Source organism: Limnohabitans sp. (genome assembly GCF_046052825.1).
Lineage (GTDB): Bacteria > Pseudomonadota > Gammaproteobacteria > Burkholderiales > Burkholderiaceae_C > Limnohabitans.
Window position 1 is genome coordinate 22013 of record NZ_JAVLFP010000102.1, and the last position, 26398, is coordinate 48410.

Sequence of the window (26398 nt, forward strand, 5' to 3'; positions counted from 1 at the left end):
CGGTCTCAGCGCGAAACCCCGCAACGCCAAGCCGCCCTCGCCCTCGCCCTCACCCTGACTCTCGCCCGCAGCCAAGGCGAGCCCTCAGCGCCCGATGCTGCGACATCAAGCGCGCAGCGCGGAGCCGCAGCGGGTGCTGGCTGTTCGCCCAACCACCTGTGACCCCGCTAAGTCTCAGCGCGAAACCACACAACGCCAAGCCGCCCTCACCCTAACTCTCGCCCGTAGCCAAGGCGAGCAGTCAGTGCCCGATGCGGCGACATCAAGCGCGCAGCGCGGAGCAGCAGCGGGTGCTGGCTGTTCGCCTTGGCGAAGCGAACGAGCGAAAGAAGGAAGGAAAAACGAAGCAGGCAAACGAAGCAAGCGCCCGAACCTCAACAGACCTTGTAAAAACTCAAATGCACCGCATCCGGCAACCGCAACCCCACGCCGATGAACTGGTGCTCTGCCAACCACCCCCACTGCGGCGTGCTCGCCTCAAAGCTCGGTTGACAGCGAAAGTACACCCGCGCCGGATCCACCGGCTCACCGCGACGAATCTTCGCTGAGTCTTCGGCACTGGCCACACGCAGCGCCTTGTTTTGCACAAACACCCGCGTGCCGTCATTGAGTTCCAACACATAGCGCGCATCCAAATGCGCTTGGGTGCCGTCGCCCACGATCAACTGAAAGTCGGCCCCACCCGCCACGATGCGCCCTTGCATCCGCGGGCCTGTGACCGTGCCGCCGGTGATGGGAATCATGCGGCGCAGGCCCATGGCCGTGGTGCCCACTTCCACCGGGGCATCGATGGTGACCGCCAGGTCACACACATGTTCAAGGGCGGGGGCAGGCAAGCTCATGCCGACTCCAAATGGCGGCGGGCCAGGTCCACATACCAAGGCAGGCAGCCCGGGTTGGCCATGGCGTCTTGGTTGACCACTTTTTCCAGCGGCTGGCCAAGCATGAGTTTTTTGATGGGCAGCTCTTGCTTCTTGCCGGTGAGGGTGCGAGGGATTTGCGCGACCTGAAAAATGTCATTCGGCACAAAGCGCGGGCTGAGTGCAGTTTTGATGGCGTCGTTGAGTTTGGCCTTCATGGTCTCATCGAGCACCAGGCCGTCACGCAGCACCACAAACAAGGGCATGTAGCTGTCGCGGCCCAGGTACTCCAAGTCCACCACCATGCTGTCCATCACCTCGGGCAAGGCCTCCACCGCGCTGTACAACTCGCTGGTGCCCATGCGCAAACCATGGCGGTTGATGGTGGCGTCGCTGCGGCCATAAATCACGCAACTGCCTTGTGGCGTGACCTTGAGCCAGTCGCCATGCCGCCACACCGCGCCCATCTCGGGCGAAGCGTCACCACCACCGGGCTGACGTCCGTGCCCGGCCGGGTACATGTCAAAGTAGCTGGCGAGGTAGCGCACATGGCTCGCGTCGTTCCAAAAATACAGTGGCATCGACGGCATGGGTTGGGTGCACACCAATTCGCCCACCGCGTCGACCACAGGCTGACCTTGTTCGTTCCAAGACTCGACCGCACACCCGAGCAGGCGGCATTGCATTTGGCCGGGAATGAGTGGCAACTCACGGTTGCCCCCGATGAAGGCCCCTGCAAAGTCGGTGCCGCCCGAGATGTTGCACCACCACACGTCTTGGTCTGCGGCTTGTGCGCCCGCCATGCCTGAGCGGGCCGCCATGCCACGCAGAGTGCGGAACTGTTCGGTGCCCCAACGCTGCGCGTCTTCGCTCAAGGGCGAGCCGGTGGTGCCCAAAGCGCGCACGCGGGCCAAGGGCGGCCATTGCGACAGGCCCAAGCCCGACTTCAAGCAGTTGGCAAAGAAGGCAGCACCGGCACCAAAAAAGGTGGCACCAGTTTCGGCTGCAAAGCGCCACAGCGTGCCCCAATCGGGTTGGTCTTTGTCGGTGCCCGCCGGATTGCCATCAAAGATCACGCACGTGGTGCCATTGAGCAGGCCGCTCATTTGCGCGTTCCACATCACCCAACCCGTCGAGCTGTACCAGTGGTAGCGCTCGCCCCAGCTGTTGGGGTGGTAGCTGCAACCCACATCGTTGTGCAAGACCTTCAAGGCCAAGGCCACGATGGTGCTGCCGCCATGGCCATGCACGATGGGTTTGGGCAAGCCGGTGGTGCCGCTCGAATACACAATCCACAACGGATGGTCAAACGGCAGCCACACCGGTTCGAATTGCGCGGTGGCTTCGTCGTCGCGGGCGATGGTGCTGGCGTAGTCGGTGCTGTCGGGCATGTGGGCATCGGGGTCGAGGTTGCGCAGCAAGATCACATGTTCCACCGTGGGCAATTGGGCCCGCATGTCGGCGACCACTTGCAAACGGTCATGGTCACGCCCCCCGTAGCTCACGCCGTCACAGGCCAGCAAAATTTTGGGTTCGATTTGGGCAAAGCGGTCCAGGACCGCAGGCGCGCCCATGTCTGGCGCGCAAATGCTCCACACGCCACCCAAGCTCACGGTGGCCAAGAAAGCCACCATGGCTTGGGGAATATTGGGCAAGTACGCCGCCACACGGTCACCGGGTTGCAGGCCCTGGGCTTTCAGGTGCAGCGCCAGTGAAGCGGCTTGGCGTTGGAGCTCGGGCCACGACAGCTCTTGGTGCAGCCCTTTTTCGTTGCGGCTCACCAGCGCCGCAAAGCCCGCTGCGTGGGCGGCCTCGACATGGCGAAACACCTGTTGTGCATAGTTCAGGTGCGCGCCGGTGAACCACTGGGCACCGGGCATGGCGTTTTTCACCAACGCCGCTTGGTGCGGTGTGGGCGAGCGCAGGTCAAAGTAGTCCCAAATGCTTTGCCAAAACGCATTCAAGTCGGTGGTGGACCAGCGCCACAAGGCGTCGTAGGTGTCAAAGCTCAGGCCTTTGTGCTGGCTGAGCCAATCTTGGTAAAGGCGAATTTGGGGAATGTACGCTGGCGTGGTCATGCGCCAAGATTAACAGGCGACAGCCCTGCATAGCCCCCGAGAGAACACCAAGTTAAGCTCTGCGCTCAGAACTATTTCAGGAGATACCGATGAGCCGCCGTTTTGTGGATTTGTCCATTTTTTTAGAGAACGATGTGGTCAGCGATCCGCCCGCGTTCGCACCCAAGATCGAGTACTTCACCCACGAGAACACGTACGCGCAGATTGAGCCGTTTTTTCCGGGGCTGAAAAAAGAAGACTTGCCCGATGGCGAAGGCTGGGCGGTGGAGTTTGTGCAGCTGTCCACGCACAACGGCACCCACCTGGATGCGCCCTACCACTTTCACTCCACCATGGACAACGCGTTGGGCACCAAAAAGCCCGCCATTGCCATCCACGATGTGCCGCTCGAGTGGTGCTTTCAACCTGGCGTGAAGCTGGACTTTCGCCACTTCGCCGACGGCTATGTGGTGACCGCCGCGGACGTGGAGGCAGAGTTGCAGCGCATTGGCCACACCTTGCGTCCTCTGGAGATTGTGGTGGTCAACACGCGTGCCGGGTCGCGCTACGGGCACAACGACTTTGTGTCCAGCGGTTGCGGCATGGGCTATGAGGCCACCATGTATCTGCTGGAGCGCGGCATTCGCCTGACCGGCACCGACGCCTGGAGCTGGGACGCGCCCTTTGTGCACACGGCCAAAAAATATGGCGAGACGCAGGACGCCTCGCTGATTTGGGAGGGCCACAAAGCCGGTCGTGACATTGGCTACTGCCACATCGAAAAAATGCACAACCTCGAAGCGCTGCCACCCACGGGCTTTTACATCAGCTGCTTTCCACACAAGATCCGCGGCGCATCCGCCGGGTGGACGCGTGCGGTGGCGATTTTTGACGACGCGCTGATGGCCTCGTCGTCCGCCTGAGCCGTCTGGCTCTTGGGCGCTTTATGCAGCGGTGTCGCGCTGCATCCGCTCGCTCTTCCAGTAGACATCGTCGCCACCGTCGATGCGGTTGAGCGTGCGGGCCAAGACAAACATCAAGTCGCTCAAGCGGTTGAGGTATTGGCGAGGAGTCTCTTGAATGGCTTCTTCGTTGCCCAAGGCGACCACCGCGCGCTCAGCGCGGCGTGCCACGGTGCGGCACACATGGGCCAGCGATGCAGCGCGGTTGCCTGCAGGCAAGATGAACTCTTGCAAGCGCGGCAGTTGGGCGTTGTAGGTCTCCAAGGCTTCATCCAAAGCCATCACGGCCTCGGCTTTGAGCAACTCAAAGCCAGGAATCGACAACTCACCGCCTAAGTTGAAGAGCTGGTGTTGGATCTCAACCAGCGCCTCACGCACGTCTGCGCCCATGGGCTCGCACAGCAAGACGCCGATGTGCGAGTTGAGCTCGTCGACCTCACCCATGGCGTGCACGCGCAAGCTATTTTTGGACACGCGTTGGTCGTTGCCCAAACCCGTGGTGCCGGCGTCTCCGGTGCGGGTGGCGATTTTTGTCAGTCGGTTGCCCATGGTGTTGGTCCTAGAGGGAAGGTCCTGGTGTCGTTTGGGGTATTGTGCCCTTCCCACCAAGCCCTGGGCGCTGTGCGCGGGCCCTCGGCTTGGAACGGGGCTTGTCCGTAGAATCTTTCTCAACAACGGAGACCGCCCATGAACGCCCCCACATCCCTCGAACACTTGATTCCACAGGTCAACCAGCGTGAAGTGCCACAGGCCTTGCTCGATGCCCTGGCCGATCGCTTTGGTGCCAACTGTTCCACGGCACAGATCGTGCGCGAGCAACACGGCCGCGACGAGTCGGCCTTCACCACGGTGCCGCCCCCTGCTGCGGTGGTGTATGCCGAAAGCACCCAAGACGTGGCCCAAGCCGTGGCACTGGCCGCGAAATTCCAAGTGCCCGTGATTCCTTTTGGCGTCGGGTCCTCACTGGAGGGCCAGCTGTTGGCGGTGCAAGGCGGCATCAGCCTGGATGTGGCTCGGATGAACCGGGTGTTGAGCATCAACGCCGAAGACCTGACCGTGACGGTGCAACCCGGCGTGACACGCAAACAACTCAACGAGGAGATCAAAAGCACGGGCTTGTTTTTCCCCATTGATCCCGGGGCCGATGCCAGCATTGGCGGCATGTGTGCAACCCGCGCCAGCGGAACCAACGCCGTGCGTTACGGCACGATGCGCGAGAACGTGTTGGCTCTGGAGGTGGTGACCGCCAGCGGCGAGGTGATTCGCACCGGCACCCGCGCCAAAAAATCCAGCGCCGGCTATGACCTGACACGTTTGATGGTGGGCAGCGAGGGCACGCTGGGTGTGATCACCGAAGTCACGCTGCGCCTGTACCCCCTGCCGGAGGCGGTGTCTGCGGCGGTGTGCTCTTTTCCCAGCATTGAGGCTGCGGTGCAAGCCACCATCACCATCATCCAAATGGGGGTGCCGATTGCGCGCGTGGAGTTGATCGACGCCAACACCGTGCGCATGGTCAACGCCTACGCGAAATTGGGCTTGAAAGAGTCGCCCATGCTGTTGATGGAGTTTCATGGTTCACCCAACGGTGTGAAAGAGCAGGCCGAGACCGTGCAAGAGATTGCCACCGAACATGGCGGCCTGTCGTTCGAATGGGCCACCACGCCCGAAGAGCGCACACGCTTGTGGGCCGCGCGTCACAACGCCTATTTCGCGGCCATCCAAAGTCGCCCCGGTTGCCGCGCCATCAGCACCGACACCTGCGTGCCCATCAGCCGACTGGCCGATTGCCTGCTGGACTCGGTGGCAGAGGCCGACGCTTCTGGCATTCCTTATTTCTTGGTCGGCCACGTGGGAGACGGTAATTTTCACTTTGGCTATTTGATCGACCCCAACATTCCCGCCGAGCGTGAAACCGCTGAAAAGCTGAATCACCAACTGGTGCAACGCGCCTTGGCGCTGGAAGGCACCTGCACGGGTGAACACGGCATTGGCTTGCACAAAATGGACTTCTTACTGGCCGAAACAGGCCACGGCGCGGTGGACATGATGCGCACCATCAAACACGCCCTGGACCCTCACAACATCCTCAATCCAGGGAAAATTTTCAGTCGCTGACGCGCAAGCCCAGCAAGACCTCCACTTGCTGGCACAACCGGTCTTGGTCGAAGGGTTTGAGCAACACGGTGTTGACGCCAGCGGCTTGGAAACGCGCCAAATCCTGCGGATTGACATTGGCCGTCAGTCCCAACACCGGCGTGTGGCAGGCGGGCGCTGGCATGGCCATGCGCAAATTGTGGGTGGCTTCGATGCCATCCATCTCGGGCATCACCATGTCCATCAGCACCACATCAAAAGCTTGGGTCTTGAGTGCCTGCAAGGCTTTGATCCCGTTTTCTGCCTCCACCAACACGCAATGCTGCCATGTGTTTTGCAAAATTTGGCGCATCAACAAACGGTTCATGGGATGGTCGTCCACCACCAAAAATCGCAACGCGCGGTCTGCGCTGGCGTGGAGCGCGCCCACTTGCACCGGCGCAAGGTGTGGCGCCACCACCTCGCGCAAAGGCAGGTCAAACCAAAACACGGCACCTCGCCCCGGTTCGCTTTCAAAGTCAATCTCGCCCCCCAGCGCGTTGACCAAACGTTGAGAGATGGACAAGCCCAAGCCATTGCCGCCATAACGAGTTTGAATGCTGTCATCGGCTTGCGAAAACCGCTGGAACATCCGTGCGCGCTGTTCCCGGGCAATGCCGATGCCGGAGTCCTCGACCAAAAATCGCACGCCGTTGTCATGCGCGCGCACGCGCAAGGTCACATGGCCTTGGTGGGTGAATTTGATGGCGTTGCCCAACAAGTTCACCAACACCTGCATCAAGCGGTGACGGTCTGAATACACCCACACGGGCACATCTGGGTCGATGATGCAGTCATAGGTGATGCGCATGCTTTGTACGCGCACATGAAACAGACCAAACGCACTGTTGACCGTGTCTCTGAGGGCAAAGGTGTCCTTGTGCACGCTGAGTTGCCCCGCTTGTAACTGGGTGTAATCCAGCACATCGTTGATGACGGTGAGCAAGTGGTCCGCCGACTGGCGGGTGTGGTTCAAAATTTTGACTGCTTGCTCACGGTCTTGCACGCGCGACAACAGCATGGCGTTGAAGCCCAAAATGGCATTCATGGGCGTGCGCAGCTCGTGGCTGACCGTGGCAATGAAGTTTTCACGAATTTCTGAGGCACGCAGCAATTCTTGTTTTTTCAGCTCCAACGCTTGCGTGCGCTCTTTGCTGGTCCACACACTGCGCTTGTACAGCTGGTCATAAAACAAGGGGCCCAGCATCAAGGTCAAAGGCACCACCCAATGGGTGACAAACGCCAGTGGCGCAAATGTGGCATCTAAAACAAAGCTGGGGTCCAGCCCCTGATGGGCGGTGGCGTAGGCCGCACCCGCCACGAACACGGCCACCAAGCCCGCCCAGACGCATCCCTGTTGACGTCCCAGCAAGTGAAAGGCCACCACGGGTAAAACCGTCAACCAAGCCAAGAAGGGAGAGTAAATGCCGCCGGTGGCCCAAGCGGCATAGGCCAAGTCCCCCAGGGCCAGACAAAGCACGGCTTGAATGCAGGTGCGCAGACGCAAGCCCAGGCACACCGCCAAGACCGCCAACATCAGGACGCTGGCCATGAAGCCTGCGGCCAGTGCTTGCGCGCGCGCGCCGTAGCCAACGCAAATCCAAAGTGCCGCTGACACCACGCAACAGGTGAGCGCAAAGGCTTGCATGTTGTTTTCCCGCAAGCGGGTGGGCATGACAGCCCGCCACGGCGCAAGCTGTGAAAGCAAGGCCTTCAGGTTCATGACGCCGCCTTGTTTCTGTGCTGCAGCACACAGCGTGTGATGTGCTCTACCGTCTCGCTGGGGTCCAAGGGCTTGTGCAACACATCGTCCATGCCACTGGCCAAACACCGTTCACGGTCGACCGGGTTGACGCTGGCCGTCAACGCCAGAACCGGCATGTCACATGTCGGTGCAGGAAAGGTGTGTCGCAGGATGCGGGTGGCTTCCAGACCATCCATGCCAGGCATCATCATGTCCATCAAGACCACATCAAAGCGTTCTGCGCCCAGCAGCTCAAGCGCATGCGCTGCGCTGTCGGCTTGTTGCAGCTTGGCATTGGGAAAGTGTTTCTTCAACATCAACCCGGCTACCATCAAGTTGACCGCGTTGTCATCCACCACCAAAAACCGCAAGGCCTCTTGTGTCACATCGGTGGCCCCCACACCTGCAATGCTTGGAGCGGGCACCTGCGGCAAAGGCAGCTTGAACCAAAAGCGTGAGCCTGAGCCCAGCTCGCTGCTCAGGCCCAGCGTGCCGCCTTGCAAAGCCACCAAGCGTTCACAAATGGCCATGCCCAAGCCCGTGCCACCGTATTGGCGATTGGTTTGGATGTTGGCATGCTCAAAACGGTCAAAAATCACCTGCTGCCGATCCGGCGCAATGCCAATGCCGGTGTCTTGAACCACCACCTCAAGCCCCTGCGTCGACCAGGCGACACGCACGTCGATACGACCTTGGTGGGTGAATTTGATGGCGTTGTCGACCAAGTTGTGCACGATTTGCGTGAGCCGTGCTTTGTCGGCATGCGTCCACACAGGCGCGGCAGGGGTGAACGTGAGTCCCATGCCCAAGCCCTTGGCTTTTGCCCGCGCTTGGTAAGGTACAAGCATGCGCGTGATCGCTTGGGACACGTCAAAGGTTTCGGCATGCAAGACGCACCGCCCCGCTTGCAGCTGTGAAAAGTCCAAGATGTCGTCGACCACCTGCAGCAGTTGCTCGGTGGCACGGCGAATGTGGTCGACCACCGCCACGTCTTCGGGTCGGTCTTCGAGTTGGCTGCGCAACAAGCCATTGAAGCCCAATATCGCATTCATCGGCGTGCGAAGTTCGTGCCCGACAGAGGCCATGAATTCGTCTTTGTGCGCTTGCGCGCGCAGCAAGTCTTGGCTCGTCGTCTCCAACTCTTGGTTGCGCTGCTCGTTGGCCACCACCTGCTGACGGTACATGCGCTCATACAGGTAGATGCCCATCACCCAAGCGCCCACCACGCAGACTTGGTTGAGTACGCCCCAAGCAACGGCTTGCTGAAGGTCCACACGGGTGTCGATCCATCCGGCAACGCCCACCGCCATGAGGCCCATTTGAACCACCGAAATCAGGCCTAACCACCACAGACTTGCCGTTCGCCCAGCGGTGAGCAAGGCCACCATTGGCAACAAACTGGTCCAAATATTTTTCTGTGAGTTCACCCCCCCGGTCTGTGCCGACACCCAGGTGAACGTGAACAAGCCCATCACCAACAACACATTGGCCGCAAACAGCGTGGACACGCCGCGTTGCAACATCAGCATCAACACAAGACCGGTGGCGGCACAAAACAAATAGATGCGGTGGTCGTAGGCCGGGTTATCCAAGGCATAAAACAACACCGACGCGGCCAACGTCAACTGCAAACAGTGATTGGAAAAAAGCCGCCTGCGCTCAGCCAACAAATCATGCTGCAGGCGATCCCCCTTATCCATCCCCACGTCTGTCGCAAGAGAAAGTGCCATGGTGCCTCTGAAGCGCTGGGTGGGTTGAAGGCCTGTCAGCCCCTGAGCTTGTCAATCAAGCCATTGAGCTCATCCAAAGACCCAAACTGGATGGCCAGCTCGCCCATTTCTTCGATGCGACCTTGGCGTTTGACCCGTTTTTTGATGCGCACGTCCACTTGGGCGGTGAGCAAATCGGACAGCTCTTCTTCTACCCGCTTCAAATCGCGGGATTTTTCTTTTTTGGGCTTTTGCGGCACCAGGTTGAATTCGGCACTGAGTTTTTTCACCAGGCTCTCGGCCTCGCGCACCGACATGTGTTTGGCGGCGATTTGATTGGCGGCGGTGATTTGGGCTGCGCGGTCCAGGGCCAACAAGGCACGGGCATGGCCCATGTCCAAATCACCCGCCATCAGCATGGTTTGCACGGGATCCGCCAAGTTGAGCAAGCGCAGCAAATTGCTGGCGGCGCTGCGCGAGCGGCCCACTGCCTGGGCGGCAGTTTCGTGGGTCAGGCCAAACTCTTTGATCAGGCGTTGCAGGCCTTGGGCTTCTTCCAGTGGGTTGAGGTCTTCGCGCTGGATGTTTTCGATCAAGGCCATGGCCGCAGCGGCCTCGTTGGGCACGTCGCGCACCAGCACGGGCACGGTGTCGAGCCCAGCCAGTTTGGCGGCGCGGCTGCGGCGTTCACCGGCAATGATTTCGTATTTGCCGGCGTTGGGGCCGTCGGTGAGTTGGCGCACCAGAATCGGCTGCATGATGCCCTGGGCTTTGATGCTTTCGGCCAACTCGTACAAGGCGCCCTCGTCCATGCGTGTGCGCGGCTGGTACATGCCAGGCACCATCTCACTCAAGGGCAAGGTGTGGGGCAAGCCCTCGTTGGCCGCGGCTTTGGCCAGCGCGCTGTCGTCCACTTTGGGGCCCAACAAGGCTTCGAGTCCGCGGCCTAGGCCTTTGGGTTTTTTAGTGACCATGGTGTGTTTTCTCTTTGATTTTGAATTCGTCCAACAAGGCGCGGCCTGGCGGCCAGTCACCCAAATTTGAGTCGCTGTTGACATATCCGCAATTGCCCACGTCGACCAGTCTTGAGCCCCAGTCCATGGCCAATCGACTGGCGCGCATGAAGCTGCAATGGGGGTCGTTGCGGCTGGCGGCCAACACGCTTTGAAACGGCAAACGTTCGCGCACGATCGGACTCCAACTGTGCAGCACGTGCTGCAATTCCGGCCGCTCCACGTCGCCAGGAGCCACCAACAAAGCGCCGAGCACGCGGTCGGTGTGCTGGGAGTGCGCGGCCCATGCCGAGACCAAAATACACCCCAGGCTGTGGGCAACCAGTACCACCTCGTCGTGCGCCAAGACCGCCTCCTCGAGTTGCGCCATCCAATCGCCCCGCAGCGGAAAAGACCAGTCATGCTGCACCACGCGGGTGTCGCCATGTTGCGCCTCCCACAGGCTTTGCCAATGGTCGGGCCCACTGTTGTGCCAGCCAGGCAAAAGAAGAACGGTGGACATGCGCGCGGCCAGTCTTAGAGCGTTTGAACGCGCTTGACCATCTCTTGAGCAAAGTCAACAAAGGCTTGGCTGCCTTTGGCTGAGGGGTCGAACACCACGCCCGGCAAGCCAAAGCTGGGCGCCTCGGCGAGACGAACGTTGCGCGGAATGACCGCATTGAACACTTTGTCACCAAAGTGGTCCTTGAGTTGGTCACTCACCTGCTGCTGCAAGGTGATGCGGGGGTCAAACATGACGCGCAACAAACCAATGATTTTGAGCTCGCGGTTGAGGTTGGCATGGACTTGCTTGATGGTGTTGACCAAGTCGGTCAGACCTTCCAGCGCAAAGTATTCACACTGCATGGGGACGATCACACCGTGGGCCGAGCACAAGCCGTTGAGCGTCAACATGGACAATGAGGGCGGGCAATCGATCAGCACAAAGTCATAGTCTTGGGCTACCGTAGCCAAGGCCTGTTTGAGCCGGTTTTCGCGGTTGTCCAAGTCCACCAACTCGACTTCAGCACCGGCCAAGTCACGGTTGGCGCCCAACACATCGTAGGTAGGGGCTTTGGCACGTGCGCCTTCGTCACCCCAGTTGCTTCGGACCCGCGCCTCCGCGATGCTGGCAGATTCGAGCAGCACGTCATACACCGACAGCGTGAGTTGGCGCTTGTCGATGCCCGAACCCATGGTGGCGTTGCCTTGCGGATCCAAATCCACCATCAACACGCGCTGACCGACCGAAGCCAAGCCTGCGGCCAAGTTCACCGTGGTGGTGGTTTTGCCCACCCCACCTTTTTGGTTGGCAACACAGAAGATTTTGGCCATGGGAGCTTTCGGTAATGAGGGTTATTTGGACAAGGCCAGTTTCAGACCAAAACCAATCAGCAATAAGCCTGCGGTCTTGTTCAACAGGGTCGAGACGAGGGCACTTGCACGCACCCGCGCCGCCAGAAAATGTGCCAACACCACAACGACCAAGCCATAAACGAAGGTCAGCGCCGCGATGGTGGCAGCCATGACCGCAAAGGTCACCCAGCCCTGATGCACCGTTGGGTCGACAAACAGCGGGAAAAACGCCATGTAAAACACAATCGCTTTGGGGTTGAACAGCGTGATGACGAACGCTTGTCGCGCGTAGTGGTGGGGCTTGAGCTCGAGCACCGGGGCATCCCCTGGTTTGGCACTGAGCAACTTGGCACCCAACCAAACCAGGTAAATCGAACCCAGCCACTGCACGGTGTAGAACACACCCGGATGGGTCAGCAACAAAGCAGCCACGCCCGCCACCGCCAGCCACAACAACGCTTGGTCGCCCGCAATCACGCCCAAGGTTGCCGCCAATCCAGCTCGCACGCCGCCCTTGGCCGTCGCGGTCAGCAAAGCCAAATTGCCGGGGCCGGGAATCGCCAAGAAAACAATGATGGCCACGACAAAAGCGCCGTAGTCGGACACACCGAACATGCAAACCTTAAAACAGGGAATGGGGGTGGGAGTTTAACCGCGCATCCAAACGATACAACGCTCGGCATCCAGGCCGGGAACGGTCAATGGTTCCACGTGAAACACTTTGACACTTGGTGGCAAGGCCTGAATCTCTGCTTCGGGGTGCTTGCCCTTCATGGCCAGCCACACACCATGCGGTGCCAGCGCCGAAGTGGACCAAGTGGTGAAGTCCACCAACGAGGCGAAGGCACGCGAACACACCACATCGAACGGGTCGACCACGGTCTCAACCCGGGCGTGCAGACCGCGCAAATTGGGCAAGCGCAAACTGGCCGCCACCTGCTGGACAAACGCCGCTTTTTTGGCCACCGTGTCGACACACGTCACCGACACGTCCGGGCACGTGATGGCGATGACCACACCCGGCAAACCGGCTCCTGCGCCCACATCCAACAAACGATACCTAGGGTGCGCCACAGACAAGGCAGCGCCTGTCGCTTGCAGCGGCACGGACAACGGCACCTCGGGCTTTGACAGCTTGGCCAACTCGCGACGCAAAGGCGCTACCGCCGCCAGACTGTCGAGCAAGTGGTGCGTCAACATCTCTTGCGCATCCCGCACGGCCGTGAGGTTGTAGACCTTGGTCCATTTGGCAATCAAATCCATGTAGGCCAAGAGTTGCGCCTGCGCAGCCTCATCCAAAGACAAGCTCAGCTCCAGCAAACCTTGGCGCAAAGCGCCAGCCAAGGGGTGCGACATGGTCAGGTTGTCACCGCGTCAGGGGCCTCATCCGCCGCCGAAATCTCAGGCACAAAGCCTTTGACACGCGCACGCTTGAGGTGGATGAGCAACAAGGACATCGCTGCCGGCGTGATGCCGGACAAGCGCGAAGCCTGCCCCAGTGTTTCTGGGCGATGACGGCTGAGCTTTTGCCGCACCTCAATGGACAACGCGGTGACTTGGTTGTAGTCCAGGTCTTCAGGGAGCTTGAGGTTTTCGTAATGGGCAGCGCGCTGCACCTCGTCGCGCTGACGGTCGATGTAGCCCGAGTACTTGGCAGCGATTTCCACCTGCTCCACCACGGCACGGGTGGTTTCACGTGAAACGTCGTCACCACCCAAACCAGCCACCAGCTCGGGGCTTTGGTAGCGACCGCCATCCAGCGACATCAGGGCGTCATAACTCACGTCTGGACGGCGCAACAAATCGGCCAGGTTGTGCTCATGTTCAATGGCCTTGCCCAGCACGCGCTCAGACTCAGCGGATGGCAAATTGCGGGGGTTGACCCAGACCGACTTCAGGCGTTCTGTTTCACGTGAAACAGCATCGCGCTTGCGGCTGAAGGCTTCCCAACGCGGGTCATCGACCAGCCCCATCTGGCGACCAAGCTCGGTCAGGCGCATGTCGGCGTTGTCTTCGCGCAGCTGCAAGCGGAACTCGGCCCGGCTGGTGAACATGCGGTAGGGCTCGGTCACGCCTTTGGTGGTCAGGTCGTCGACCAACACGCCCAAATAGGCCTGGTCACGCCCAGGCGTCCAAGCGCCGCCAAAGTCATTGGCCTGTCCGGCCAAAGCGCGGCATTGCAAAGCCGCGTTGATGCCGGCAAACAAACCCTGCGCTGCGGCCTCTTCGTAGCCCGTGGTGCCGTTGATCTGTCCGGCAAAAAACAGGCCGCCAATGGCACGGGTTTCAAAGCTGCGCTTGAGCTCGCGCGGGTCAAAGTAGTCGTACTCGATGGCGTAACCCGGGCGAATGATGTGGGCGTTTTCCAGCCCTTTCATGGAGCGCACCAGCTCGTACTGGATGTCGAAGGGCAAGCTGGTCGAAATGCCGTTGGGGTAGTACTCGTGGGTGGTGAGGCCTTCAGGTTCCAGAAAAATCTGGTGGCTGTCTTTGTCGGCAAAGCGGTTGATTTTGTCTTCCACGCTGGGGCAGTAGCGTGGGCCCACGCCCTCGATCTTGCCGGTGAACATGGGGCTGCGGTCAAACCCGGAGCGGATGATGTCATGGGTGCGCGCATTGGTGTGGGTGATCCAGCACGGCATGTGCTGGGGGTGCATCATCGCCCGGCCCATGTAGCTGAACACCGGCACCTCGCCGGGTAAGCCGCCGGGCATGCCGTCCCCTGGTTGTTCGGTGCATTGGCTGAAGTCGATGGTGCGTCCGTCCAAGCGCGGTGGCGTGCCGGTTTTCAAGCGGCCTTGCGGCAGCTTGAGTTCTTTCAGCCGCGAAGACAAGCTCACCGCAGGCGGGTCGCCGGCACGGCCGCCCGAATAGTTGTTCAAGCCCACATGGATCTTGCCGTCTAGAAAAGTGCCAGCGGTGAGCACCACGGTGCGGCCTTTGAAGCGGATACCAGCCTGCGTCACCGCGCCCGCCACACGGTCGCCATCCATCATCAAGTCATCCACCGCTTGCTGAAACAAGCTCAAGTTGGGCTGGTTTTCAAGTCGACGACGGATGGCCGCTTTGTACAAAATACGGTCGGCCTGCGCCCGCGTGGCCCGCACGGCTGGGCCTTTGGAGCTGTTCAAGATGCGAAACTGAATGCCGCCTTCGTCGGTCGCCAACGCCATGGCGCCGCCCAGCGCATCCACTTCTTTGACCAGGTGCCCTTTGCCAATGCCGCCAATGGAGGGGTTGCAGCTCATCTGGCCCAAGGTTTCGATGTTGTGCGACAACAGCAGGGTTTTGGCGCCCATGCGCGCAGCGGCCAACGCGGCCTCGGTGCCGGCATGGCCACCACCAACCACGATGACGTCAAATTCTTGGGGGTACAACATAAACAACCAGCCTTTGGGATACAGGGGCTGTGTGCCGCCCTGCCAAGCAGGCCGCCATTTTACAAGGGGTGCGCCGGGCCTGAAGCCATCGGTGTCTTGGCAAACGTCAAGCTCACGCGCAAGCCGCTGGGCGACTCGCCCTGCATCGTCACCTGAACACCCAACAAACGGGCGTACTCGCTGACGATGGCCAAGCCCAAGCCCGAGCCCTCTTTGAGCGCTTCGCCCGCAGACCCTTGCACCCAGCGTTTGGTGAGTTGCTGCATTTGGGGCGCCGACACACCGGGGCCGTTGTCACTGACAGACAAGACCACGGCTTGTGGCGCGTCGTGGACCGCCACCGTGATTCGGCTCTCGCCCTGTGGGGCGCGCCCGTAGCGTAAGGCGTTGTCTAGCAGGTTGTTGAGCACCCCCTCGATCAACGCGCCACTGCCCATCACCCACACAGGTTGCTCAACACCGCGTGCGCCAAGGTCCACGCCAGCGGCATCGGCACGTGGCAAAAACCGCAACACGGCCTCCCCCACCAACACATCCAGCGCCACCCGCTCATGCGCCAAGCTCTGCTGCGCTTCGTCGGCCAGAGCAAGCGCCAAGAGTTGGTCGACCAGATGGCTGGCGCGCTCTTGACTCTGCGCAATGCCGAGCAACTGCTCGCGCCACACCTGTGGGTCGTGATGCCGCAAGCCATACTCGGCCAAGGCCCGAATGCCGGCCAAGGGGGTTCGCAACTCATGGGCCACGTTGCCCGAAAACTCTCGTTGCGCCTGCACACTTTGGCCGATTCGCCCCAACAAGGCGTTGACCGCCTGGCCCAAGCGCTGCACGTCTCGGGTGCTGCCAGACACGGGCACCGGCGTGAGGTCTCGTGCATCACGTTTGCCCACCAAGCGCGTGAGCTCGGCCAAGGGGTTGAGGTCGGTCTCGATGGCGCGCTGCAACCACAAGGCCAAGCCCATCAGCAACAAAATCTGGGGCGCCATCGAAAATGCCAGCAAACGCTGCAACAAACGATCACGGCTGGTGGTGGTTTGTGCCATCACCACATAAAAATCCACCGGTTGCTCGCGGCGAATGGTCACGCTGCGCAAGCTGCGGTTTTGGTAATCCAGGGCACCAAACACGGGCTGCCCTGCCGACTCTGGCTTTCCAGACAAGCCCGCATGTCCTGCGACCAAACTGCCGTCGGGGCGCAGGACCGCAAAGAACAACGACTCGCTTTGGTCAAACAAAACGGTGCTCATTTCTTGGGCCGACAAGCTCAACTCCACCCCTCCAGAACCTGCATCGGCATTGCGCCGCACATGGCTGGCGACTAAATAGGCATCGTCAAGCAACGCGCGGTCAAACGCCTGCTGGGTGAAGTAGCTGGCAATGCCAACAACCAAAACAGAGCCCAACAACCAGGTCAGCGCCAAAGGCAACAAGACATGGCGCAACAAGCGATTGCGCAATGAGGGTTTGGCGGTCAGGCGCTCGGCACTCATACCTGCTCCTCTAGCAGGTAACCCATGCCACGAAGGGTACGGATGGTCGCACCCGTGTGGGCCAGTTTTTTTCGCAAACGAGAAATAAAAGCCTCCAAAGCGTTGTCGCCCAAAGCCTCGTCAAAGCCCGACAACTTGTCGGACAAGACGCGTTTGCTGACCGTGCGCCCGGGTGGCGTCATCAGCTCCCAGAGCACTTCAAACTCTCGCGCGGGCAAGGCCAGATCCACATCGTCCACCACGATGCGGCGGTTCTTACGCAACAACACCAGGCGGCCCACTTGGACCCGGTCATCCGCGCCTTGGGTGCGCCGAACCAACGCACGCAGACGGGCCTCCACCTCTTCCAGATCAAAGGGTTTGCCCAAGTAGTCGTCCGCCCCGGCATCCAAACCGGCAATGCGCTCATCCGTTCTGTTGCGCGCCGTCAACACCAACACGGGGGTGCGGTCACCTCGGCGGCGCGCCTCACGCAGCAACTGCAAGCCGCTACCGGCGGCCGAATGGGGCTGACCATTCAAAGGCAAATTCAAATCCAACAAGACGGCGTCATAGGCCTGCACCTGCCAGTAGTGGGCCGCTTCCTCCAAATGGCTGGCCGCGTCCACGCGGTGACCGGCATCGCTGAGGCTGCGCAGCATGACCGCTTGCAACACGGCATCGTCTTCGATCAGCAAGATTCGCACAAAAGTAGAAAAAAGTAGTGGTCAGGCCTTGGTCAGGGAGGATGCGCGATAAACGCAGCATGAGCATACGACAGAACCTGTATCCGCGCCGCCTGAGCTGGGTGTTGGCCATCTCTTTGAGCCTGTGGGGGGGCGTGACCAGCGCCGAAACCCTGGGTCTGCCCCAGGTGCTGGAAGCAGCACGCAACAACTTAGACGTGTCGATGGCACGACAAGCCGCCGAAGCCGCTCGCGCCGATGTGCTGGCCGCAGATCGGTCGCCCTTCCCGGTCTTCACGGCCAAAACCAGCCAAATCGACCTGGAGCATGGCATTGGTGCCGGCTCCTTGGGTCAAAAAAGAATCGACAAGTCTGGCGGCATCGACTGGACTTGGGAGCGAGGCAACAAACGCGGCTTGCGCACCCAAAGTGCCGAACGGCAAGCCAACGCAGCAGCTGCAGATTTGCAAGACATGCGGGTGATGCAACAACTCGGCGCGGCCTCGGCCTATTTCGATTTGCTGGCTGCGTTGGAGCGCAACCGCGAGATGCAAGCGCTGTCCAAGAGTGCAACACTGTTGGCACACAGCGCCACCCTGCGCCTGAAAGCCGGCGATCTCTCAGCCCAAGATTCAGCGCGGCTAGAAATCGAAGCGCAACGGGCACAAGCCGACGCGCACAGCGCGCAACTCGACCAAGAACGGGCCTTGCTGCTGCTGGGTCAGTTCACCAACCTGCGCATCAACCTGAAAGAGTGGGTGATCCAAGCCGACTGGCCCGCGCTGCAAAAGATGCTCAACGCCAGCGCTGTGCAAGATGCGTGGATCGACCAACGCCCCGATGTGTTGGCGGCGCTTGAACGTGTGTCAGCCGCACGTGCCGCGCTGGAGTTGTCACAAGCCCAAAAAAAATCTGACCTGACCTTGGGCAGCAGCCTGGACCACTACCCCACGCAGTCCACGCGCTTGCTGGAGTTGCGTGTGTCCGTGCCGCTGCAATGGGGGTATGGCTACGAAGGTGAAATTGGCCGCGCCCAGGCGCAGCTGACGCAAGCCCAAGCCCTGTTAGAGAAAACGCGTCACGAAGCCGTGGCCGACTTTCAGCGCTTGTTGCAAGAGCGAAATGCTGCACAACAGCGCGAAGCTTTGTACGAACAAGACATCTTGCCTCGCGCGCGCCGGGTGGCCGAGCAAGCCGAGTTGGCCTACACCCAAGGCGCCTCGTCTTTGACCGACTTGCTGGATGCGCGGCGCACCTTGCGCGCCACCCTGATCGAGGCCGCCTACACCCGCGCCGACTACGCCAAAGCGCACACCGCGTGGCAACTTCGCGCCCCGTCTGAAAACAACCCCACACGCTGAACCACGCCACACCATGAACCACGACAACCACACGCAACCGACGCGCCAAGCCCTATTGAATTCACCCCTACAGCGCTGGAGCGCCGCCGCCGGCCTGGTGGCTTTGCTAGGCTTGGGCTATTACTGGATGAGTAAGCCAGAACTCGCCACACACCCTGTGATGGCCCAACCCATCGTGCAAGGCCAACAATTGCGGTTTCCGGCAGGTCACCCGCAACTGGCGCTGCTGGGCACCACCGCCGCCATAGCGGCGCAAAGTGTGACGATAGATTTGCCAGCACGCTTGGTATGGAATGAAGAGCGCACGCAACGCATCTACCCCGCGTTTGCGGGCCGTGTGGTGCAACTCCATGCAGACGTCGGTCAATACGTGAAGGCCGGCCAAGTCTTGGCCTCGTTTGCTTCGCCCGACTTCGGCGCCGCCCAAGCCGACACCGCCAAAGCCCTGGCCGATGCACTGTTGACCGAACGCGCCTTGACACGCCAGCAAACCTTGTTCGACGCGGGCATCGTGTCTCGCAAAGACTTAGAACAGGCGCAAGCCGACGCTTCGCGGGCTCAGGCCGAGGTATCCCGCGCACAAGCACGCACCAGCATGTACGGCGGCGGCCATTCGGTGAACCAGCAACTGGGACTTTCTTCCACCGTGTCTGGCGTGGTGGTCGAGCGCAACTTGAGCGCCGGCCTGGAAGTGCGGCCAGACCAGGGGGGCCCAGGCAACCCGGCTTTGTTTGTGGTGACGGACCCCAGCTCCCTGTGGGTGCAGATTGACGCGCGTGAGTCCGACGTGGCGTCCCTCAAACCAGGCACCAAGATTGCGTTGGTCTTGCCCAGTTTTGCGGGTCAAAAGTTTGAAGCCACGATTGCCGCCACGGGAGACTTCATTGACCCGACCAGCCGAACCATCAAAGTTCGCGCCGTGGTCGACAACCACTCGCGTTTGCTCAAGGCCGAGATGCTGGGTACAGCACGCATTGAGCGCCAGTTGGCTGCCGGTGTGTTGGTGCCCGCCAGCGCGGTGCAACTTCAAGGCACAGAGCATTGGGCTTATGTGCAAACTGAGCCTGGGGTGTTTGAACCGCGACGGATCAAGCTCGGCTATGAAGGCCTGCAAGAGGTGTTGGTGATCGAAGGCATCAAAGCCAATGAGCAGGTGGTGAAAGACAACAACTTGTTGCTGGCACGTGAATTCCGCAACGCCGAAGACCAAGCCAAACCACACACATCGGTCGGTGGCAGCAGCACGGAACAAAAATGAAACGTCTGATCCACTATGCGTTGAACCAGCCGCTGTTCATTCTGCTGGGCACCTTGTTGTTTGTGATGTCGGGTGTGATTGCCTTCAAGAACCTGTCGGTTGAAGCTTTCCCCGACGTCACCGACACCCAAGTGACGGTGATTGCGCTCTACCCAGGACGCGCTGCCGAAGAGGTAGAAAAAGAGGTCTCACTGCCCATTGAGGTGGCCTTGTCGGGCTTGCCCAACTCCATACGGGTGTTCTCACACACGCAGTTTGGTTTGTCCTTCACCGTGGTGACCTATGACGACAAAGCTGAGGTCAATTTGGCGCGTCAACAGGTCAACGAGCGCTTGCGGGGTGTCGACTTGCCGCCCGGCGTTGAAGCCGACGTCATGCCCAATGCCACACCGGTGGGCGAGATCATGCGCTACCGACTCAAGGGCGACGGCAAGACCTCCACCGATTTGCGCACCATCGAAGACTGGACCGTCGAGCGCGCCCTGCGCAAGATTCCTGGTGTGGCCGACGTGGTGGGCATGGGCGGCTACATCAAACAATACGAGGTTCAACCTGACTTGCAAAAGCTGCGCGCCTACAAGCTCACGTTGCAGGACCTGCAAGAGGCCTTAGGTCGTGGCAATGCCAACGCAGGCGGCAGCTATGTGGCGCAAGGCACTCAGCAGTTCGCCATCCGCGGCCTGGGCCTGTTGCGCTCGGCCGACGACATTGGCCAGATCGTGGTCACCGCGCGCAGCAACACGCCGGTACTGGTGCGTGACGTGGCCAGAGTCAGCATTGGCGCGGTGCCCCGTTTGGGCACCGTCGGCCAAGACATGGACGACGATGTCGTGACCGGCATCGTGATCATGCGCAAAGGTGAAAACCCCAGCGTCGTGCTCAAAGGCGTGAAAGAAAAAATTGCCGACCTGAACAACCGCGTGCTGCCCCATGGGGTGCAAATCGAGCCCTTCTACGACCGCTCGTGGTTGATGGGCAAAACCTTGACCACCGTGTTCAAAAACTTGGTCGAGGGGGCGCTGCTGGTCTCGTTGGTGCTGTACCTGTTCTTGTCCAATCTGCGCGCCTCATTGGCGGTGGTGGTGGTGATTCCGCTGGCCTTGCTGGCCACGTTCTTGGGCCTCAAGATCATGGGCGTGCCCGCCAACTTGCTGAGCTTGGGCGCCATGGATTTCGGCATCATCGTGGACGGCGCGGTGATCGTGATTGAAAACATCATGCACCGCTTGTCCGAACGCGGCGAGGGCATGAACGAAAAAGAGCGGCGAACGTTGATCACCAATGCGGCCAATGAGGTCGGGCGTCCTACCTTGTTCTCCATGTTGATCATCATTGCGGCGCACATCCCAATTTTTGCGTTGCAACGCCATGAAGGCCGCATCTTCCAACCGATGGCTTTGTCGGTGACCACGGCCTTGGTGGGTGCTTTGATTTTTTCGCTCACCTTGGTGCCTTTGCTCGCTTACTGGATGCTGCGCAAAGGCATTCCACACGGAGACAACCGTCTGGTGGCATGGGCCAAACAGGTCTACACCCCGGTGCTGGATTGGGCGATTGAGAAGCCCCGCAAAGTCGTCACGGTCGCGCTGAGTTGTTTCGCCCTCTCCATCGTGGCAGCCGCCCATTTGGGTTCGGAGTTTTTGCCCGAGCTTAACGAGGGCACCTTCTGGGTCAACTGGGACATGCCTGCCAGCGTATCGCAAGAAGAAGCATCCAAAATTTTGCGCAAAGCGCGTATTCAGTTATTGACTATCCCCGAAGTGCGCACCGTGGTGTCCAAAGCCGGCCAGCCCGAAGACGGCACCGACCCCAAAACCCTCAGCATGGCCGAGGTGTTTGTTGACGTGAAACCCGCCGAGGAGTGGCGCAAGGGCATGACGCGCGACCTGTTGATTGAAGAGATGGATGAAAAATTGGCCGTCATTCCCGGCGTGGATCCAGCGTTCTCGATGCCGATCCGCGACAACGTGTTGGAGTCCATTTCGCAAATCAAGGGACAGATTGTGGTCAAGGTCTCGGGGGATGACTTGACCGAGTTGCGTCGCACCACCGAGGCCATGCAACGTGAGTTCAAACAAGTTCAAGGGGTTCAACGCGCCGAAATAGACCGCTTGGGCGAGGTGCCTCAGCTGGTGGTGGACATTGACCGTGAACGCGCCTCTCGCTTAGGGCTGAATGTGGGCGATATTCAAGACGTGATTGAGTCGGCATTGGCGGGCCGCGCCACCACCCAAATTTGGGAGGGTGAGCGCAAGTTCAGCGTGGTGGTGCGCTTGCCCGGTGACAAGCGCACAGCCGCCAACCTGCCCACAACGCCGATCGCCATGCCAGGTGGCGGCTACACCACCTTGGAAAACGTGGCGACCATTCGACAAGCCAGTGGCGCGATGAACATTGCGCGCGAAGCCGGGCGCCGGACCATGGCCATTGGCATTTTTGTCAAAGGCCGCGACATGGGCTCTATCGTGGCCGACATGAAAGCACGTGTGGCCAAGAACGTGACAATTGCCGACAACTACGCCGTCACCTGGTCGGGAGAGTTCGAAAACCAAGAACGCGCCATGCAACGTTTGGCCGTGGTGGTGCCCATTTCGCTGTTGTTGATTTTTGTGCTGTTGTTTGATGCGTTTTCCTCGTTCAAAACAGCGGGGCTGATTTTGCTCAATGTGCCGTTGGCCTTGATTGGTGGTTTTGTCGCGTTGTGGATTTTCAGCATCCCCCTGTCGGTGTCTGCGGCGATTGGCTTTATTGCGTTGTCGGGCCAGGCGGTGCTCAACGGGGTGGTGATGTTGTCGGTCTTTCAGCAACTGCGCAATGCGGGTCTCTCTGTGATCGACGCCGTGAAAGAAGGCGCCCTGCAGCGCTTGCGCACGGTGCTGATGACGGCCTTGCTGGCCGCGCTGGGGTTGCTGCCAATGGCACTGAGCCATGACATCGGTTCTGAGACGCAACGTCCTTTGGCCATTGTGGTGATTGGCGGCTTGTTCACCGCCACGCTGCTGACCTTGTTGGTGTTACCAGCGCTGTATGTGGCCTGGTTCTCCAACAGTCCCAAGCCACCCGGCCACAACGGTCACTGAGTTTTTTCAGGCTCTGCACGGGGTGACCAACGCTTGAGCAACAAGGCGTTGGTCATCACACTGACCGAGCTCAAGGCCATGGCCGCAGCCGCCACCACCGGGCTCAACAACCCAAAGGCCGCCAGCGGAATGCCTGCTGCGTTGTAGGCAAAAGCCCAAAACAAGTTTTGTCGAATCTTGGCCACGGTGCGGCTGGAAATGTCCAGCGCCGCGCCCACCAAGGTCACGTCTCCTCGCATGAGCGTGATCCCTGCGGCTTGCATGGCCACGTCGGTGCCGCCCCCATGGGGGTTGGCCATCGCCATGCCCACATCAGCGGCGGCAAGTGCAGGCGCGTCGTTGATGCCGTCGCCCACAAACGCCACCACCCGACGGGCCCCGTTCTGACCCTGCTGCAAACGCTGCACCAGGGCCGATTTGTCAGCCGGCAGCACCTCTGCGTGGACCTCGTCACCGTGCAGTCCCAGGCGTTGGGCCATGGCATGCGCTGCGCCCGCGTTGTCGCCAGAGATCATGACCAGGCGCAGGCCACGTGCACGCAACGCGGCCAGGGCGGCTTGCGCGCCGGGCTTGGGTTCGTCGCCAAACGCCAACAAGGCGCGCGGCAACAGCTGCGCCATGTCGCCCGAACCAACGCGCTCGGCCAGTACCGAGACGGTGGCGCCTTGGCTCTGCAAGGCCAAGGCTTGCGTCTCCCAGGGCGCGGCCTGACTGGCGGAGCCAGTCAACTTCAAGGCAGTCATCCACCGCAAGCTACCCAGCAGCAACACGCGCTCTTGCACTTGGCCTTCGCTGCCGTAGCCGGGCACTGCGCGCACGGCTTGTGGGGCGGCAAAGGCGATGTTCTGGGTTTTGGCTGCCTGCACCACCGCGCGTGCCAAGGGGTGCTCGCTGCCGCTTTGCAAGCTGGCGGCCATGGCCAACCAAGCATCTGCACCCTCTGATGCGTCCGCAAGGGGCATGAGTGACAACAGGCGTGGCTGGCCCACCGTCAAGGTGCCTGTTTTGTCAAACGCCACCGTGTCCACACGGTGCGCCACCTCCAAGGCTTGCACGTCTTTGATCAAGATCCCATGCTTGGCTGCCACGCCGGTTCCCGCCATGATGGCCGCCGGGGTAGCCAAACCCAGGGCACAAGGACAGGCAATGACCAAGACTGCCACCGCATGAATCAGCGACAGTTCCGCACCATGGCCACTCCACCACCATCCCAACAAGGTCAGCAAGGCCAGTAACAGCACCACGGGCACGAACACGGCGGAGACGTGGTCCACCAGACGCTGAATGGGGGCCTTGGCCGATTGCGCGTCTTCCACCAAACGGATGATGTGGGCCAAGACGGTGGCGGTTCCTGTGGCCAAGACCTGCATGACCACGCGGCCGTCCCCGTTGATGCTGCCACCCGTCAAGCGGGCCCCAACACCCTTGGGCACAGGCAGCGGTTCGCCCGTGAGCATGGATTCGTCCAGCTGAAAGTCCCCCTCGAGCACCAGGCCATCGGCGGGGACACGCTCGCCCGGCAAGACCGCCACACGGTCGCCGACCAACAGCTCTTCAATGGGTATGTCTTGCTCGCCATCGGGCCCGATCACGCGCGCGCGCGCGGGACGCAAGGCATGCAGCGCACGAATGGCGTCGGTGGTTTGGCGCTTGGCGCGGGCTTCTAGCCATTTACCCAGCAACACCAAGCTGATGACCACGGCCGAGCCCTCGAAATACAAGTGCACCATGGCACCCTCTGAAGCCGACCTCCACAGCCACACCGACAAGGCCCACCCGGCAGTGGTGCCCAAGGCCACCAACAAGTCCATGTTTCCCGTGCCCGCGAGCAAGGCGTGCCAACCCGCCTTGTAAAACCGCGCACCCAAGACAAACTGCACCGGCGTGGCCAGCAAAAATTGCCACAGAGCAGGCAGCATCCAGTGCTGGCCCAACACATCACCCAACATGGGCAGCACCAAGGGCAAACTCAACACCAATCCAGCCAATACCGGAGAAAACCCCACCCACGGGCCAGTCGCTTGTTGTTCAAGGTGCTCTGGGGCCAAGGGTTCATAGCCTGCATCGCGCACAGCGCGACGCAGGCGCGCATCGTGGCTGGGCTCGAAATCCTGCCAAACCACGCGTGCGGACTCGGTGGCTAAGTTGACGCTGACGCCGGACACACCCGGAAGCTTGGCAATGGCTCGCTCGACACGTGCCACACACGAGGCACAGGTCATGCCGCCAATTCCAATGTCACAGGTGTTCTCACTCATACGCGGTAAGCTTACTCTCTGGTTAAGGAGAGACTCATGAATCACACATTCCAAGTAAACGGCATGACTTGCACTCACTGCGAGATGGCCGTGAAAAAGGCCGTGTTACGGCTGGACCCGCAAGCCAAGGTAGCGGTTGACCGTGCACACAACAAAGTCGATGTTCAGAGCACGCATCCCCATGAAGACCTGGCACAGGTCATGGTTGAAGAGGGATACCAAGTCGCATGAACACGATCTCACACGCGCGTGGGGTTGAGCGCTTGGTGCGCGGACAAGACACACAAGATGGCGCAGGCGTACGCCTCACACGTCTGCTGTCTCACGACTTGCAGCAGCGTCTAGACCCTTTTTTGATGCTCGACGCCTTTGGCAGCGACAAACCCGATGACTACATTGCCGGTTTTCCCAACCACCCACACCGCGGCTTTGAAACCGTGACGTACATGATTGCGGGTCGCATGAGACACCGTGACAGTGGCGGTCATGAGGGCTTGCTGCAAAACGGTGGCGTGCAGTGGATGACCACCGGACGAGGCCTTGTGCACAGCGAAATGCCCGAGCAAGAAGAAGGGGCCATGGAAGGGTTTCAACTTTGGCTCAACCTGCCTGCAAAGGACAAGTTGTGTGAGCCTTGGTACCGCGACATTCAGAGCGCTGAGATTCCTGAAGTCACCACACCTGAACAGGTGTTGGTGCGTGTGATTGCAGGCGCGTCACACGATGTGACGGGGGCGGTGACACGCGAGCACACCGAGCCGCTGTATGTGGATGTGCATTTCCCCGATCAAGATGGCGTCGTTCTGGAGCAAGCCATTCCATCGAGCCACCATGCGTTTCTTTACGTGTACCGTGGCGGGTTAGACGTTGTCACAGCAGGCGCTCCAACGGCTGTGCCTGCACAACGCATGGCCATCTTGAGCAACGGTGGCGACGGTGTGGTGCTGCGTGCGCAAGCAAATACACGTGCGATCTTGATCGCTGGCAAACCCTTGCATGAACCGATTGCGCAATACGGCCCGTTTGTGATGAACACACGCGAAGAGTTAGCGCAGGCGGTAGACGACTTTCGTGCCGGCTTGATGGGTTGAGACGC

Annotated in this window: 21 protein-coding genes; 7 read left to right on the top strand and 14 right to left on the bottom strand. The window is 60.5% G+C overall.

The window, feature by feature from the left end; genetic code table 11:
- Positions 1-374 precede the first annotated feature (374 nt).
- Together ACKWJN_RS16290 and ACKWJN_RS16295 are read right to left on the bottom strand one after the other, a co-directional pair.
- Entirely contained in the window at positions 375-842 is a 468-nt protein-coding gene (locus tag ACKWJN_RS16290; protein ID WP_408598655.1) for a DUF3237 domain-containing protein, read from the bottom strand.
- Positions 839-2938, bottom strand: coding sequence for an acetoacetate--CoA ligase (locus ACKWJN_RS16295; protein ID WP_408598657.1), 2100 nt, complete (start codon positions 2936-2938; stop codon positions 839-841). Before ACKWJN_RS16295 ends, ACKWJN_RS16290 begins: the two co-directional genes overlap by 4 nt.
- An 89-nt stretch (positions 2939-3027) precedes the next feature.
- On the opposite strand from ACKWJN_RS16295, the gene ACKWJN_RS16300 reads away from it, so the two are divergent.
- On the top strand, positions 3028-3840 hold the full coding sequence (locus ACKWJN_RS16300) for a cyclase family protein (RefSeq protein ID WP_408598659.1): 813 nt from the start codon (positions 3028-3030) through the stop codon (positions 3838-3840).
- Between the two features lie 21 nt (positions 3841-3861).
- On the opposite strand, the gene ACKWJN_RS16305 is transcribed toward ACKWJN_RS16300, so the two are convergent.
- Positions 3862-4428 carry a cob(I)yrinic acid a,c-diamide adenosyltransferase gene (locus ACKWJN_RS16305; protein WP_408598661.1) on the bottom strand — a complete coding sequence of 189 codons (567 nt, stop codon included), beginning with the start codon at positions 4426-4428 and terminating at the stop codon, positions 3862-3864.
- Between the two features lie 138 nt (positions 4429-4566).
- Here ACKWJN_RS16305 and ACKWJN_RS16310 point away from each other — a divergent pair, with 138 nt between their 5' ends.
- Entirely contained in the window at positions 4567-5994 is a 1428-nt protein-coding gene (locus ACKWJN_RS16310) for an FAD-binding oxidoreductase (protein WP_408598663.1), read from the top strand.
- On the opposite strand, the gene ACKWJN_RS16315 is transcribed toward ACKWJN_RS16310, so the two are convergent.
- The 10 genes from ACKWJN_RS16315 to ACKWJN_RS16360 all read right to left on the bottom strand — a co-directional run bounded on the left by ACKWJN_RS16315 (position 5984) and on the right by ACKWJN_RS16360 (position 17366).
- Positions 5984-7735 (bottom strand): ATP-binding protein, encoded by a 1752-nt coding sequence (locus ACKWJN_RS16315; RefSeq protein WP_408598664.1) that lies wholly within the window; start codon positions 7733-7735, stop codon positions 5984-5986. The genes ACKWJN_RS16310 and ACKWJN_RS16315 overlap by 11 nt on opposite strands.
- Entirely contained in the window at positions 7732-9387 is a 1656-nt protein-coding gene (locus ACKWJN_RS16320; protein ID WP_408598665.1) for a hybrid sensor histidine kinase/response regulator, read from the bottom strand. Before ACKWJN_RS16320 ends, ACKWJN_RS16315 begins: the two co-directional genes overlap by 4 nt.
- A 134-nt stretch (positions 9388-9521) precedes the next feature.
- Complete coding sequence (locus ACKWJN_RS16325; protein ID WP_408598667.1) at positions 9522-10439, bottom strand: ParB/RepB/Spo0J family partition protein; 918 nt, start codon at positions 10437-10439, stop codon at positions 9522-9524.
- Positions 10429-10980: an RBBP9/YdeN family alpha/beta hydrolase gene (locus ACKWJN_RS16330; RefSeq protein WP_408598669.1), complete on the bottom strand. Its 552-nt coding sequence runs from the start codon at positions 10978-10980 to the stop codon at positions 10429-10431. Before ACKWJN_RS16330 ends, ACKWJN_RS16325 begins: the two co-directional genes overlap by 11 nt.
- A 14-nt stretch (positions 10981-10994) precedes the next feature.
- Positions 10995-11792 (bottom strand): ParA family protein, encoded by a 798-nt coding sequence (locus ACKWJN_RS16335; RefSeq protein ID WP_408598670.1) that lies wholly within the window; start codon positions 11790-11792, stop codon positions 10995-10997.
- Between the two features lie 21 nt (positions 11793-11813).
- Positions 11814-12428: a LysE family transporter gene (locus ACKWJN_RS16340; RefSeq protein WP_408598672.1), complete on the bottom strand. Its 615-nt coding sequence runs from the start codon at positions 12426-12428 to the stop codon at positions 11814-11816.
- Positions 12429-12461: 33 nt separating this feature from the next.
- A complete protein-coding gene (gene rsmG / locus ACKWJN_RS16345) occupies positions 12462-13169 on the bottom strand; it encodes a 16S rRNA (guanine(527)-N(7))-methyltransferase RsmG (protein WP_408598673.1) in 708 nt (235 codons plus the stop codon).
- Between the two features lie 2 nt (positions 13170-13171).
- On the bottom strand, positions 13172-15193 hold the full coding sequence (gene mnmG, locus ACKWJN_RS16350; RefSeq protein ID WP_408598674.1) for a tRNA uridine-5-carboxymethylaminomethyl(34) synthesis enzyme MnmG: 2022 nt from the start codon (positions 15191-15193) through the stop codon (positions 13172-13174).
- Positions 15194-15252: 59 nt separating this feature from the next.
- Positions 15253-16680 carry a sensor histidine kinase gene (locus ACKWJN_RS16355; protein WP_408598676.1) on the bottom strand — a complete coding sequence of 476 codons (1428 nt, stop codon included), beginning with the start codon at positions 16678-16680 and terminating at the stop codon, positions 15253-15255.
- On the bottom strand, positions 16677-17366 hold the full coding sequence (locus ACKWJN_RS16360) for a response regulator (protein ID WP_408598678.1): 690 nt from the start codon (positions 17364-17366) through the stop codon (positions 16677-16679). Before ACKWJN_RS16360 ends, ACKWJN_RS16355 begins: the two co-directional genes overlap by 4 nt.
- 59 nt (positions 17367-17425) lie before the next feature.
- Between ACKWJN_RS16360 and ACKWJN_RS16365 the strand changes: the two genes are divergently transcribed.
- The 3 genes from ACKWJN_RS16365 to ACKWJN_RS16375 are packed head-to-tail and all read left to right on the top strand — an operon-like array spanning position 17426 to position 23044.
- Entirely contained in the window at positions 17426-18706 is a 1281-nt protein-coding gene (locus ACKWJN_RS16365; RefSeq protein ID WP_408598680.1) for a TolC family protein, read from the top strand.
- 13 nt (positions 18707-18719) lie between these two features.
- Positions 18720-19964, top strand: coding sequence for an efflux RND transporter periplasmic adaptor subunit (locus ACKWJN_RS16370; protein ID WP_408598682.1), 1245 nt, complete (start codon positions 18720-18722; stop codon positions 19962-19964).
- Positions 19961-23044, top strand: a complete 3084-nt coding sequence (locus ACKWJN_RS16375) for an efflux RND transporter permease subunit (RefSeq protein WP_408598684.1) — start codon at positions 19961-19963, stop codon at positions 23042-23044. The genes ACKWJN_RS16370 and ACKWJN_RS16375 overlap by 4 nt, the downstream gene beginning before the upstream one ends.
- On the opposite strand, the gene ACKWJN_RS16380 is transcribed toward ACKWJN_RS16375, so the two are convergent.
- Entirely contained in the window at positions 23038-25302 is a 2265-nt protein-coding gene (locus ACKWJN_RS16380) for a heavy metal translocating P-type ATPase (RefSeq protein ID WP_408598685.1), read from the bottom strand. The genes ACKWJN_RS16375 and ACKWJN_RS16380 overlap by 7 nt on opposite strands.
- Before the next feature lie 36 nt (positions 25303-25338).
- On the opposite strand from ACKWJN_RS16380, the gene ACKWJN_RS16385 reads away from it, so the two are divergent.
- Positions 25339-25533: a heavy-metal-associated domain-containing protein gene (locus ACKWJN_RS16385; protein WP_408598687.1), complete on the top strand. Its 195-nt coding sequence runs from the start codon at positions 25339-25341 to the stop codon at positions 25531-25533.
- Positions 25530-26393: a pirin family protein gene (locus tag ACKWJN_RS16390; protein ID WP_408598688.1), complete on the top strand. Its 864-nt coding sequence runs from the start codon at positions 25530-25532 to the stop codon at positions 26391-26393. The genes ACKWJN_RS16385 and ACKWJN_RS16390 overlap by 4 nt, the downstream gene beginning before the upstream one ends.
- The last annotated feature ends 5 nt before the right edge of the window (positions 26394-26398 follow it).

Bases quoted from the DNA above. Each gene is read 5' to 3' on its own strand.
- ACKWJN_RS16325 (WP_408598667.1), bottom strand. From the start codon at position 10,439: ATGGTCACTAAAAAACCCAAAGGCCTAGGCCGCGGACTCGAAGCCTTG.
- ACKWJN_RS16290 (WP_408598655.1), bottom strand. From the start codon at position 842: ATGAGCTTGCCTGCCCCCGCCCTTGAACATGTGTGTGACCTGGCGGTC.
- ACKWJN_RS16300 (WP_408598659.1), top strand. From the start codon at position 3,028: ATGAGCCGCCGTTTTGTGGATTTGTCCATTTTTTTAGAGAACGATGTG.
- ACKWJN_RS16385 (WP_408598687.1), top strand. From the start codon at position 25,339: ATGAATCACACATTCCAAGTAAACGGCATGACTTGCACTCACTGCGAG.
- ACKWJN_RS16330 (WP_408598669.1), bottom strand. From the start codon at position 10,980: ATGTCCACCGTTCTTCTTTTGCCTGGCTGGCACAACAGTGGGCCCGAC.
- ACKWJN_RS16335 (WP_408598670.1), bottom strand. From the start codon at position 11,792: ATGGCCAAAATCTTCTGTGTTGCCAACCAAAAAGGTGGGGTGGGCAAA.
- ACKWJN_RS16390 (WP_408598688.1), top strand. From the start codon at position 25,530: ATGAACACGATCTCACACGCGCGTGGGGTTGAGCGCTTGGTGCGCGGA.
- ACKWJN_RS16375 (WP_408598684.1), top strand. From the start codon at position 19,961: ATGAAACGTCTGATCCACTATGCGTTGAACCAGCCGCTGTTCATTCTG.
- ACKWJN_RS16365 (WP_408598680.1), top strand. From the start codon at position 17,426: ATGAGCATACGACAGAACCTGTATCCGCGCCGCCTGAGCTGGGTGTTG.
- ACKWJN_RS16340 (WP_408598672.1), bottom strand. From the start codon at position 12,428: ATGTTCGGTGTGTCCGACTACGGCGCTTTTGTCGTGGCCATCATTGTT.
- ACKWJN_RS16305 (WP_408598661.1), bottom strand. From the start codon at position 4,428: ATGGGCAACCGACTGACAAAAATCGCCACCCGCACCGGAGACGCCGGC.
- ACKWJN_RS16315 (WP_408598664.1), bottom strand. From the start codon at position 7,735: ATGAACCTGAAGGCCTTGCTTTCACAGCTTGCGCCGTGGCGGGCTGTC.
- ACKWJN_RS16295 (WP_408598657.1), bottom strand. From the start codon at position 2,938: ATGACCACGCCAGCGTACATTCCCCAAATTCGCCTTTACCAAGATTGG.
- ACKWJN_RS16310 (WP_408598663.1), top strand. From the start codon at position 4,567: ATGAACGCCCCCACATCCCTCGAACACTTGATTCCACAGGTCAACCAG.
- ACKWJN_RS16370 (WP_408598682.1), top strand. From the start codon at position 18,720: ATGAACCACGACAACCACACGCAACCGACGCGCCAAGCCCTATTGAAT.
- ACKWJN_RS16355 (WP_408598676.1), bottom strand. From the start codon at position 16,680: ATGAGTGCCGAGCGCCTGACCGCCAAACCCTCATTGCGCAATCGCTTG.
- mnmG (WP_408598674.1), bottom strand. From the start codon at position 15,193: ATGTTGTACCCCCAAGAATTTGACGTCATCGTGGTTGGTGGTGGCCAT.
- rsmG (WP_408598673.1), bottom strand. From the start codon at position 13,169: ATGTCGCACCCCTTGGCTGGCGCTTTGCGCCAAGGTTTGCTGGAGCTG.
- ACKWJN_RS16380 (WP_408598685.1), bottom strand. From the start codon at position 25,302: ATGAGTGAGAACACCTGTGACATTGGAATTGGCGGCATGACCTGTGCC.